The 13,351-nt window shown below is 34.5% G+C and carries 7 protein-coding genes; 6 read left to right on the top strand and 1 reads right to left on the bottom strand.

The annotated features are described in order from the left end of the window. Positions 1–192 precede the first annotated feature (192 nt). On the top strand, positions 193–3,246 hold the full coding sequence (locus tag HX004_RS03390; RefSeq protein WP_286440897.1) for a SusC/RagA family TonB-linked outer membrane protein: 3,054 nt from the start codon (positions 193–195) through the stop codon (positions 3,244–3,246). Positions 3,247–3,252: 6 nt separating this feature from the next. Continuing rightward, positions 3,253–4,773: a RagB/SusD family nutrient uptake outer membrane protein gene (locus HX004_RS03385; RefSeq protein ID WP_286440896.1), complete on the top strand. Its 1,521-nt coding sequence runs from the start codon at positions 3,253–3,255 to the stop codon at positions 4,771–4,773. Positions 4,774–4,924: 151 nt separating this feature from the next. On the opposite strand, the gene HX004_RS03380 is transcribed toward HX004_RS03385, so the two are convergent. Continuing rightward, a complete protein-coding gene (locus tag HX004_RS03380) occupies positions 4,925–5,524 on the bottom strand; it encodes a hypothetical protein (protein ID WP_286440895.1) in 600 nt (199 codons plus the stop codon). A gap of 281 nt (positions 5,525–5,805) precedes the next feature. On the opposite strand from HX004_RS03380, the gene HX004_RS03375 reads away from it, so the two are divergent. The 4 genes from HX004_RS03375 to HX004_RS03360 all read left to right on the top strand — a co-directional run bounded on the left by HX004_RS03375 (position 5,806) and on the right by HX004_RS03360 (position 13,314). After that, a complete protein-coding gene (locus HX004_RS03375; protein ID WP_286440894.1) occupies positions 5,806–5,967 on the top strand; it encodes a hypothetical protein in 162 nt (53 codons plus the stop codon). Between the two features lie 453 nt (positions 5,968–6,420). After that, positions 6,421–9,651, top strand: a complete 3,231-nt coding sequence (locus HX004_RS03370; RefSeq protein WP_286440893.1) for a SusC/RagA family TonB-linked outer membrane protein — start codon at positions 6,421–6,423, stop codon at positions 9,649–9,651. A 19-nt stretch (positions 9,652–9,670) separates the two neighbouring features. Further along, the gene (locus HX004_RS03365; RefSeq protein ID WP_286440892.1) at positions 9,671–11,182 is read left to right on the top strand and encodes a RagB/SusD family nutrient uptake outer membrane protein; all 1,512 of its coding nucleotides are present in this window, start codon (positions 9,671–9,673) and stop codon (positions 11,180–11,182) included. Positions 11,183–11,289: 107 nt separating this feature from the next. Further along, a complete protein-coding gene (locus tag HX004_RS03360; RefSeq protein WP_286440890.1) occupies positions 11,290–13,314 on the top strand; it encodes a putative porin in 2,025 nt (674 codons plus the stop codon). Positions 13,315–13,351 lie beyond the last annotated feature (37 nt).

Here is a 13,351-nt window from a genome sequence, read left to right as displayed (position 1 = left end):
TAAATATTGAAGTGTTTAATGTTTTAAAAATTAATAGTTTTTTTTATTGTTTTATTTTTTTTATATAATTCTATTGTTTTAATTATTGTTCTTTAGTATTTAGTTGCTTTGTTTCTAGTTAATGATGGAAAAAGTTAACTAGGTTTTAGGTTAGTTTTTTATGTTTGCGAACTAACTAATTCAATTTAAATAATGAGATCAAAGTTAAAATGGACTTTAGTGCTATTCATGGCGCTATTTGTGCAATTTGCATTCGCTCAAGAAAAGACGCTTTCGGGTGTTGTTTCTGAGGAAGGTATGCCTTTGCCAGGAGTTACTGTGATTATCCAAGGGACACAAATGGGTACACAGACCGATTTAGACGGTAATTACTCTTTGAAGGTGAAACAAGGGGATGTAGTGTCTTTTTCCTTTATTGGTTTAAAAGATGTTACGTATAAAGTAGGTGCAGCGAACACCTATAATGTATCGATGACAACAGTCGAAGATATGTTAGAAGAGGTTGTTGTTTTGGCGTATGGACAGGTTAAAACAAAGAACCAAGTAACAGGAAATGCTGTTGCGATTAAAGGTGATGCAGTAGCTGCTACGCCAATGGCATCTGCTGATCAAGCATTACAAGGACGTGTTGCAGGTTTACAGATGTCTGCTTCTTCAGGTTCTCCAGGAGCAAAACAAAATATTCGTATTCGTGGACGTAACTCTATGACGGCTACAAACGAACCTTTGTATGTTATCGATGGTATTCCAATGTATGATGGTGACTTCTCTGGAGGAAACCAAGGTACAGATACACCTTCTACTTCTTTGTCTTTATTAGCAACTATTAACCCTGCTGATATTGAATCAATGACTGTGTTAAAAGATGCTGGAGCAACTGCAGTTTATGGGGCTCGTGGTACGAATGGAGTTATCTTGATTACAACAAAAAGAGGAAAAACAGGAGCGACAAAGTTTAACTTTGGAACGCGTATTGGTTTTCAAAATAATGCAGTTAAAGGACCGCGTTTATTGACTTCAAACGAAAAAGAAGATATTTTCTTAGACGGGCTGTACAATACATATGGTAAAGCAGAAGGGTTTACTCGTGAGGAAGCAGGAGCATTTGCTTTAGCTAATTATTCTAAAGCTGGAAATTATGGAAATTGGGTGGCAGCAGGTCGTCCAAATAATGATTGGGGTGATTATGTGAAAAATCAAGATGCGCCAATTACTAGTATCAATTTTTCTGCTACAGGTGGTAGTGATCGTCATAATTTTTATGCTTCATTGTCACATGATAAAATCGAGAGTACTGTGATTGGATCTGATTTTAGACGTATTGGAGCTTCATTGAGTTTTATGCAAAAAATCAATGATAAAATTGAATTTAATACGAGTATTAAAGTAACGAACACCAAACAAAATGGTATTTCTGAAGGGGGAGCTTATTTCTCAAATCCAAACTACATTAAATTAGTAATGAATCCATGGAATCCATTGTATAATGAAGATGGATCATACTATTTACCAAATTCAGGATATCACAACGTTGTATATACGACGAAACACAATCAAACATTGAATGATGTAACACGTGTAATTAATTCAAACTCGGTTAGCTATGCGATTACAGATAATTTGAAATTCACTTCTTCAATGGCTATTGATTATACATTAGCTGATTTTTCTGAGTATAGAAATCCTGTACATGGTGATGGGAAAAATTATGGGGGTACTGCAGCAAAAGCTGTTAGAAATAACTTCAATTATGTAGCTCAGAATGGGTTAGATTATAAATTTTATTTAGGAGAAAATCACCAATTCAATACAAAAGTATTAGTTGAGTACCAAAAATCTAAGCGTCGTTTCTTAGAAGGTTCGGGACAAATCGTTTTAGAAGGATTTAATTCCTTAGCAGCAGCAGCAGCGAATAAAGATGCAGCTTATGATTTCTTAGATGATGCGAACTTAGGATATGTTGGAATTATCAACTATAACTATCAAAATAGATTCTTAGTGGATTTAACAGGTAGACGTGAAGGTTCTTCTAAATTTACAGATCGTATTGGTTACTTCTATTCAGTTGGAGGGGCTTGGAATATGCATTTAGAAAATTGGATGGCTAACCAATCTACCATTTCTACTATGCGTTTTAGAGGGTCTTACGGAACAAATGGTAACTCTCAAATTAATCCAAATCAATACGTACGTCGTGCTGATATCGTTTCATATGATGGGGAAGCAGCAATTGTACCCGTTCAAATTGGTGGCCCAATTGGATGGGAAAAACAAGAGAAAATGGACTTCGGTTTCATGTTGGGAATGTTTGAAGATCGTTTCACTTTTGGCGCTACTTATTTTGAAAGTAAAACAAGTGATTTATTATACAAAAAAAGCTTGTCTAAAATGTCTGGATTCGAGTCTCAAATGATGAATATGGGGGCAATGAATAACCGCGGTATTGAGCTTGAATTAAATGCTGATATCGTGCGTTCAAAAGATTTTAATATTTCAGTTGGTGCTAACTTTGGTACAGTGCGCAACAGAATTACAGAAATGCCTGTGATTGACGGTGTAGAGATGGAAGATTATAAATCATATACAGCAGACGTTAGAGGACATGCAGTTGGTGAGTGGTATATGCCAACATGGGCAGGTGTTGATCCTCAAACGGGTCAACCTATGTGGTTTGATGAAAATAATATCGCTACTTCTGATTATAGTAAAGCAGAATCAAGATTCCAAGGAGCAAGTGCTTTGCCTAAATTTACTGGAGGAGCTAATTTACACGTGGATTATAAAGGATTCTATTTAGATGGTATGTTTACATTTGCTGGAGGTCATAAAGTATATGAACAATATGCATTTAAAACAGCTGGAACAACCAATGCGATCGTATCTTCAAATGCGTCTTCTGAGATGTTAGATAGATGGCAAAAACCGGGGGATATGACAGATGTGCCTCTTGTGCAATATGTGGCTACTGATGGGAATAAAAACTTTACAAGTCCATCAACAAGATTTTTACACGATGGAGATTACATTCGTTTAAGAAACGTAACATTGGGTTATAACTTCAATTCTGCTTTTACAAGAACATTGAATTTGGATGGAGTTACGCTTTCTGTAATCGGTACTAACTTATGGACATGGGTTAAAGATAACGGATTAAAATACGATCCAGAAGTAGATGCTACAGGATATGTGAGTGTTGCAACTCCTCCAGTAAAGTCAATTGTATTCTCTGTAAATGTTAAGTTTTAAAAAGTTATGAAAAAGATTATATTTTCAATTTTAGCGGTAGCTTTATTGTCTTCTGGACTGACAAGTTGTTCAGATGATCGTTTAGATGCTACCTTAGAAGGTGCTCGCGACATTGAAGCGAAACCATTAGAAACTGCAACTGATTTACGTGCAACTGTATCTGGAGCGTATTATAGAATGGTAAACGCTACTTATTATGGGCGTGATATCATCATCTTTAGTGAGGTGCGTGGAGATAATGCTTATGCAGCTGCGGGATTCTCAAACCGTTTCCAAAATGTATCAGGATTTAATTTAACTCCTACACATGCTTACCCAGCAGATACATGGAAGAAAATTTATGAGGTGATTAGTTCTGCTAACTTAGCGATAGGTTCGGATATAAAATCAGGAAACGAAACGGAAATTAAGCAAGGAAAAGCTGAGGCGTATGCTATTCGTGCATTAGCTCATTTTGATTTATTGCGTATTTACGGTCAACAATACGTAGATGACTTAGGATTAAACGCTGTAGGTGTTCCTTATATCACGCGTTTTGGAGAGTTAGATGCGAAAAATTACAAACGTATTTCTGTTAAAGAAGTTAGAGATAATATCTATAAAGATTTAGACGAAGCTTTAAAATTAGTAGATAAAAATGCTTCGAATAAAAAACGTTTCACTCAGCAAGCGATTTATGGTGTAAAATCAAGAGTGGCTATGTTTTTCGGTGCATTTGATGCAGCTGATTATTCTATAGCAATGGAAAGTGCTAAAACGGCAATGGACTTAGGAGGTTCTATTATTCAAAGAAGTGCTTATATCGCTTCATTTAGAGCAGAAGAGCCTCAGAGTAATGCTGTATTTGAGTTGGCGCAAGACAATATCAATAACCCAGGAAATAATTCATTGTATACTATTTTTGCTTATGTGGGTTATGGAGATGTCGTTGGTCTAGGCGAAAATCTACAAGAGTTATTCGAGGATGAAACGGATATTCGATCGTCTTTAGAAATGCAAGGATATAATAATCTTGCACAAAACGATAAAGGAAATTACAAAAAAATTGGTACTAATAAGTATATCAAGTTAACAAAAGAGGAATTAGATGGCGATGTTGCTGTTGACCCTTCTATTCGTTACAATCTAGAGCATTACCGTAACTTTGGTAAATACACTGGAATGAGTGCTAATATTAAAGTAATGCGTTATGAAGAGCTAGTGTTTAACTTTATTGAAGCTGCTGTGCGTACACATACAGAAGAAGGTGTGGCATTAAACTTGCTGAATAAAGTGGCTGCAGAACGTTATTTAGGTAACCCAACAGCTAAGTATACTGCGCTTACGTTAGAAGATGTTTTGACAGAAAGACGTAAAGAGCTAGTATTTGAAGGATTCCGTTTTGAAGATCAAATGCGTAATAAAGAAAATTTGGCTATTACTCCACAAGCGACAAAAGGAGTGAAATACGGTGAGGCTAAACTGGCTTTCCCTATTCCTCGTAATGAGATTAATGCGAGTAAAATCGATCAAAATAAAGGGTATTAATTCTTTGTTGCCATAAAATACAAGAGTATTAAAAATATTCTTAAAACAAAACCCCATCGTTTAGATGGGGTTTTTTAGTTTTACATTCTTGTTTTAAAAGAGGAAAGTGTTAGGACTGTTCTCTTTATGTTGTTTGTAAAAATAATATCAATTATTTTTTGATAAATGTCTTGAGATCAATATAGTCTTCTAAGGCTATGCGTTGTGCATAGTATGCTTCATCTATAATTGTTGTAGATGCACCGAGATTGCCTTTGCTGTCAGGTTTTCTAACTGTTCTCTTTACTGTGTAATAAACCTCGATATAAAAGGCTTTTCCTTCTTTTTGATAGCGAATAGATTTATTGGTTATACTTATTGATGCTGTTCCATTTATAGAAGGAAATGGAGATGGAAAAGGAGTCATGCTAACTACTAAGTTTTTAGGAATAGCTTCTCCTGTTGTTGGGTTGTAGGTGAAAGTAAAACTTGTTTGAGAGTTTGATAATTCTCTATAAGTGAAACGTCCTGCTCCTAAATGTGGGTTTCGAATGATAAATGAACCTTCATGAATATCACGAGATTTATAATACTCGAGGTGGGTAAAATACTCTTCTTTGTCAATACATTCCATACAGTTGCCGTAGTCAACTTCCTCTGTTACAGTTTGAGATGCTTTTTTTAGATCTTGATCAACGGGTTCACTAAAATCCGAATCAGTGCTACAAGCTACTGCTAAGGGAAGTAGTGTGGCTAGAAAAATTTTTTTCATAATTTAAATTAGTTTATTTGTTATAAATGTAGTGATAAAGTTTTGTTGTTTTCGTATTGGTGAAAATTAATATTTTAATTATTGATATTGTGTTAATTTGGTGTGTGTTTTTTGTTTTTTTAAGTATTAAGGTGAAAAGCTTTTTTACCAGGTGAATAGAAAGCAATAATGTAGTAGTACTGCGTTTAGTCTTTTGTTGCATAGTCTAGAAGAATTCATTTTATGGATTCCCAATCGCTTATCAAGGTCAAACGGAACGAGAGATAATAGTTAGTACAGCTATGCATATTATTTTAGGTGGTGAAAAGGATGGGGTAAAATTATATACCATGAATACCTATATACCTGTTGGTGACGCTATGTGGTCTGCAAGTAAAAAATCCATTGTCTATATCAGCGATTTTAATCGTCAAATCAATCAGACAAAACGCGTAAAATTATAATTAGAAAAATCATATAAAAAAAAACACCCAATGAATTATTCATTGGGTGTTTTTTTATAGCAAGAAAGGGTTTTAACACTTGTGTCGGTACTTGCTTTGAATTATAAATAGGTTTTTGTTTTACGTATCTAATTGGTTATTTAGGTTTGATTAAATCTATTTTTTAATAGCTATTATGAGATTATTGTGGAGTTGGAGTGATTAACAAAAAATACTAAATATTATTAAAAAAATACTAAATATTGGTTTAGGGTAATATTTAGAGGCTTGGTGATAGTGTAGTCAATTATGTTTTAATGTTGTTTGTTTTCTTTTAAATTGGCAATAAAAATGAGAATTGATTATGTAAAATCTTCTTGATGTTGGTTTTTTATCCTGATTTAATCAAATTGATTTAGGCGGTCTAATAAAAAATGTTTAGATTTGTTTAACTAACTAATCAATTTTTTAAGAATGAGATCGAAGATTAAGTGGATTTATGCGTGCATCATGATCCTGCTTGTACAAGTGGGGTTTGCGCAGGAAAAAACGCTTTCTGGGGTGGTTACTGAAGATGGTATGCCACTGCCAGGCGTAACGGTTGTGATTCAAGGAACCCAATTGGGTACACAGACCGATTTAGATGGAAAGTATTCCTTAAAAACAAAACCAGGACAAGTGCTTGTGTTTTCTTTTATTGGAATGCAAGACGTTAAGTATACTGTAGGCAATGGGGCATTGCACAATGTGGCAATGTCTGCGGATGACAATGTACTTGATGAAGTAATTGTTGTAGGATATGGTACTACAACAAAAGAATCATTTACAGGTTCGGCAACTCAAATTGACAGTAAAAACATTGAGAAAAAAAATGTTTCGAATGCTGTGGCTGCGTTGGCTGGTGAGGCTGCGGGGGTTCGCGTAATTACAACGAGCGGACAGCCAGGAGCAGAGCCGACAGTGCGTATTCGTGGGTTCGGTTCCGTGAATGGAAATAGAAATCCGCTATATATTGTTGATGGAACTCCATATTTAGGAAATGTTAGCTCCATTAACCCTGCTGACATTGGTTCAATGACGGTATTAAAGGATGCTACAGCAACAGCAATCTACGGATCACGTGGAGCGAATGGGGTGGTTATCATTAATACAAAGTCAGGAAAAGGTTCTGATTCGTATATTGAAGTTGATGCAAGTACAGGTGTGAACTGGAGAGCGTTGCCCAAGTACAATGTAGTTACTTCTCAAGAAGACTACATCGCTTATTCGCATGAGGGATTGAGAAACCGTGGGAAATATGGTTTTAATATGGATGATGCAAATGCATTAAATTTTGCAAATGATTATTTATTTAGTGGAAACTATGGTATTCATCCACGTTATAATATGTGGAATGTAGCCAATGGAGGTGAATTAATTGATCCTTCCACAGGTAGAGTCCGTGATGGTGTAACTAGGAAGTATACACCAGAAGATTGGAAAGATTATGCTTTCGATGCATCGAGACGTACAGAGGCTAACGTGAAAATGGGAGGTTCCTCTGAGAAAACATCATATTTTACCTCTTTAGGTTATTTAAAGGATGAAGGATATGCTTTAAATTCAGATTATGAACGTTTAACAACGAGATTGAATTTGCAACATAAACCAAAAGAATGGTTAGATGCAAGTTTGAACGTTGGTTATACACACTCACAAAGTAATAGTCCTGGACAAACATCAGATTCAGGAAGTTTATTCTGGTTTACGGATAATATACCAACAATCTATCCTCTGTTTTTAAGAGATGCTAATGGAAATAAAGTAGAAGATAAATATTATGGAGGCTATCAATATGATTATGGATCTGGACGTGGTTTTGGAGCTTTAACAAACTCAGTTGGTGATGCAACCCATGGTAAAGATCGTAATACAAAAGATGAAATTAATTTAAGTAATGTATTTACAGTTAAATTGGCTGATGGATTAACTTTTGATTCTAATTTGGGAGGGCAATTTTATTTAAATACTAGAGATTTATTGAATAATAGATATTATGGATCAGCTGCTTCAATGGGAGGGTCGATTTATAAAGTAAAGACAGAATTGTTTACTTACAACTGGACTAAAATGTTGCGTTATAAAAAGGCATTTGGAGATCACGGATTGGATGTAATGGTTGCTCATGAAAATAATTCATTTACATTGAGAACTAATAGTATGTCGAAAAATGATTTAGCAGATCCTAGTAGTACTGAAATTAGTAATGGAGGTTCTTCTTCTCCTTCCTATGGATGGAGTGATGAAGCAGTTTTAGAAAGTTATTTTGGAAAAGTTGATTATGATTTTGCAGGTAAATATTTTCTAACAGGAGTTTTACGTCGTGATGGGTCTTCAAAATTTTCCACAGATAAATGGGGGACATACGGATCTATTGGGGCAGCTTGGGTTGCTTCTAGGGAAAATTTCATGTTAGATCAAAATGTTATCTCTAATTTGAAATTAAAAGCGAGTTACGGTACAACAGGTGATCAAAATTCTTATATGACTGTAAATGGTCTAATCTATGACGCATATCATCCAGGAGAAAATTTATGGGAAGTAGCAACATATGGTGGAAGCTTAGCTAATTATGAAATCTATGTAGGAAACCCCAATTTGACTTGGGAGAAATCAAAAATGTTCCAAGCAGGTCTAGAACTAAGTTTGAATAAATATGTGGATATTTCAGTTGATTATTATCTAAAAAATACAGTTAATTTAAATTTTGATCGTAAAGTTGGGCCTTCTGTTGGTTTTGAATCTATTAAGGTAAATGATGGGAAATTGCGTAATCAAGGAGTAGAGTTTACTGTTGTAGGGCATTTATTAAAAACTCAAGATGCTTATATTGATTTAGCAATAAATGGTGAATTCTTAGATAATAAATTAATTTCTATGCCTATTGATCCAACAACAGGAAGAGCAAAAACATTGGATGTAAGCGGACGTTTTGGTAGAGCTGAAGGACATTCTTTAGGTGATTTCTATTTAAGAGAATGGGCAGGAGTTGATCCTCAAACAGGACAAGCACAATGGTATACCTATACTTATAAAGATCAGAATGACGTAGTACAATATGTTGAGTCTTTAGAGGATTTCTTAGCTACTAATCCAGATATGAAAGGGAAATTAACGAAAGAAACTACGACTGATTATGGAAAAGCAACGTTGGATTTTGTTGGAAAATCTGCAATTCCGAAATTACGTGGAGGTATTAACTTAAATGCGGGTTATAAAGGATGGGAATTAAGTGTGCAGGCTCTATATAGTTTAGGTGGATATGCGTACGATGCGACATATGCTAATCTTATGGGGAATGAAAGAATAGGTAGTAATAACTGGCATAAAGACATTGAAAATCGTTGGCAAAAACCTGGTGACATCACGGATGTACCTCGTTTATCAAGTGGATTAGATCGTAATGCAAATGCTTCTTCTACGCGTTTTTTAACTAAGGCAGATTATTTATCGATTAATAATATCCGTTTAGGTTATACATTGCCGAAAGAATATTTAAAGCAATTAGGATTAGCTGCAGTTAGTTTTTATGTATCAGGAGATAACCTATTCTTATTTACCAAACGTGATGGATTTAATCCAGCGACAAATGAATTTGGTACATCAGATACTTACAGATATACACCATTAACTACAATTACGGGTGGTGTTAAAGTTAAATTTTAATCTTTAAAAGACTAAAAAGATGAAAAGAATTTTAATTATAGCTTTGGGAGCAGGTTTGCTATTTGGAGCTTGTAGCAAAGATGATTTAGACATTAAACCTACTCGATATATTTCAAAAAAAGATATTGATCGTATCACTGAAACTTCTCCTCATTTGATGGAGGCAACCATGAATGGGTTATACGCTTATAATGTGAAACAAGGGTCAGGTGGTACAACTGGACATGATGATTTTGGTCAAAAAGGGTATGATATTTATACCGATATGTTAGCAGGTGATATGGTCTTGAATAGCACAATTTATGGATGGTATTCAGGTATTGCTGATCTTTCAGATTTTAGAAACTATGCTTCGTTAGAAGCTTTTAAGCCATGGAGATTTTATTATTATATGGTTCGTGGTACAAATAATGTTTTAGTAGGTTATCTAGATGAACAAGATAAGCCATTGAAAGAACTCAGCGATAAGGAGAAAGGTATTTTGGCTCAAGCTTATGCAATGCGAGCTTATATGTATTATAATTTGGTTAATTTATATACAACAGGTTATGATGCAAATGAGAAAATTTTACCTATTTATGTTCGCCCAATTTTAACTAATACACCAGCAAAAACAACGCAAGAAGTTTTTGCATTAATGGAAAGTGACTTGCGTACTTCTTTAAAGTATTTTGAAGAAGCAAATATGGTAGGTAAAGGGCCAAATATTAATTATAATGTGGCAAAGGGAATTTTAGCTTATGTTTTAGCAGCTAAGGGAACTACTGATGCTTTAACAGAGGTAATTACAATCACTGATGAACTGAAAGGGGCGTATCCTTTGGCTAATCAAAATCAATTATTAGGAGGATTTAATAAAGTAGCATCAAATCCAAATTGGATGTGGTCTGCTCAGTTAACTACTGAAAATGATTTGGATTTAGTTTCTTGGTGGGGTCAGGTAGATATTTATACTTATAGCTATGCTGCAGTAGGTGACACAAAAGGGTTGAATAAAGATTTGTTTGACGCGATTAGAGCAGATGATATTAGACTAAAACAATTTGAAACAAATGTTGTTGAATATGATGAAGGAGAGGAAGTTGATTTTGGAACAGATATTTTGCCAGTTAATAAATTCTTTTCTTCGCTAGGAAAAACATTTATGGGACAACGTCTCATTGTTTCAGATTATGTGTTTATGCGTGTAGAGGAAATGTATCTATTAAATGCAGAGGCCAAAGCGAGGCTAAATCAAGATGGACCTGCTGTTGATGCTCTAAAGGAATTGTTGGACAATAGAATTACTGATCTTTCATATTTAGATGGATTATCTGGAGATGCTTTGAAAAAAGAAGTCTTATTTCAAACTCGTCTAGAATTATGGGGAGAGGGTAAAGCTTTAGCTGCATTCAAACGAAATAAAGCAGATATTGTATACGGAAGTAATCATCTATTCTTTGCAGGAACAGTTTTTAGTTATAATGACAAGAGATTAGTTATTCCTGTGCCTCAATCAGAAATATTAAATAATCCTGTTTATAACAATTAAAGGAAATAAAAAAAAGCCATCTTCGGATGGCTTTTTTATTTCCTTTAATTGTCTTCTAATCTTTATTATAATAAAAATAAAATTACCTTTGTTCAAATTTCATTTTTATGCGAAAGCTTGTTAGTGTACTTTTTATTTTTATTACTTTGTTTTGTACAGCTCAGAATACTTTTAAAAGAGCACCAGGTAGTAATACTGGAACAGTAACGAATAGAGGAGATAATGCTGGAATTCAACGTGGTTCGATGAATGAAGATGGACAAACGGAGAATAAAGAAAAACGAAGCTTGCGAGAAAAGGTAAAGAAGGATTCTATTGCTCCGATGAAGGACTATAAAATTATTACCATTCTTCGTGATACCATTGCTGTGGATACGGCTCTTACCTTAAAGAGTTACTATAAGTTTAATTATTTGCGCAAAGATAATTTTGGCTTGCTACCTTTTGCTAATGAAGGGCAAACTTATGCTACACTGAAGTATAGCCAAAAAGAAAATACAGTATTGCCTGGTTTTGGTTTTGAAGCCAAGCATTTCAATTATATGAAAGCGGAGGATATCACCTATCACTCCAGTCCAACACCCCGTACAGAATTGTATTATAAAACAGTGATGAAACAAGGACAGAGTTTAGACGCCTTCATCACATTGAATACCAGTGAACATTTAAATCTGTTTCTCGCTTATAAAGGAATGCGTTCCCTTGGGAAATACATGAGTCAGCTGTCTTCTACAGGGAATTTTAGAATAGGTGGAAGTTACTATTCTCCAAACAAACGCTATGTGTTGTTTACCCATTTTGTTGCTCAAGATATCTTGAATCAAGAAAATGGAGGAATTACCGATTTGGATTTGTTTGAATCAAGTGAGAAACCCTATAATAAACGCGAACGTCTGAACGTGTACTTCCGAGATGGGGAATCCCTATTGAAAGGGAAACGCCTATTTTTACATCACGAGTACCAATTGAATAGCTCCTTAGCGAATGGGATTCTATTGACGCATGAATTTACCTATGAGGATAAATTCTTTGAGTATACACAAAAAGATTTGAATAATACTTATACGCAGAAAGACCGTTTTGGAACCTCATTTAAAACAGCTATCTCAAATAAAACAAAATATTATACCTTATCCAATAAAGTAGGTGCCGCTTTTCAATCGGGTCTATTAGGAAGAGTAGAAGTGTATGCCGATTTTTATAAATACAACTACCAATACAATAGTGTTGCGAATATCAATGGCGGATTTGTTCCGAGTTTGTTAGAGAAGAACATGACGTTAATTGGAGGGAAATATACCTATAAAAAGGAAAATTGGAAAGCATTCTTGTTGGTGTATAATTCCTTAGGAAATGATAATACAAGTAACATCCAAGCCAATATCGATTATGCCTTAGCGGATAATATCGGATTGCAGGCAGGTTATCAGAAGTTGAGCCGCATGGGGAATTTGAATTATTATTTGTATCAAAGCGATTATTTACATTACAATTGGAATAACAACTTCAATAATGAAAAAATCAATCAATTTGATGCAACCCTTACTACACCTTGGGTAACAGTAGAGGGAAGTTATCAAGTGATTAAAGATAAATTGTATTTCTCCAATGATGATCCTGAGTATAATGATTTTGGTATAGCGAAACAATTGTTGGTTACCCCTAAACAATACGGAAAGACAATTAATTTCTTATCGCTTCAAGCCTCGAAAGAAATTAAGTTTGGAAGATTTGGATTGGATAACACAATCTTATATCAGCAGGTCGATCAAGAAGAGAATATACTGAATGTTCCCAAGTTATTAACGCGTAATACGCTCTATTACAAAGGAGCCTTATTTGATAAAGCGCTAAAGTTTCAAACGGGAATTACATTTACGTATTTCAGCAAGTTCTACGGCAATGATTACAACCCTGTAATTGGCGATTTTTATGTACAAGACAAAGTCAAAATTGGGGATTATCCTGTATTTGATTTCTTTATTGACATGAAAGTACGTACAGCACGCATTTATTTCATTTTAGAGCATTTTAATGCGAGTATGTCGGGGTATAAATATTATACAGCACCAAATTATCCGTATCGCGATTTTACGTTTAGATTTGGCCTAGTTTGGAATTTCTTTAGTTAAGTAATAGCAGGTTGATCGAAAGATCAACCTTTTTTTA

It is taken from the genome of Myroides sp. 1354, from assembly GCF_030324495.1.
In the GTDB taxonomy this organism is placed as follows: domain Bacteria; phylum Bacteroidota; class Bacteroidia; order Flavobacteriales; family Flavobacteriaceae; genus Flavobacterium.
Note: the sequence above shows the minus strand (reverse complement) of the source record. Positions and strands in the feature narration are given on the sequence as shown.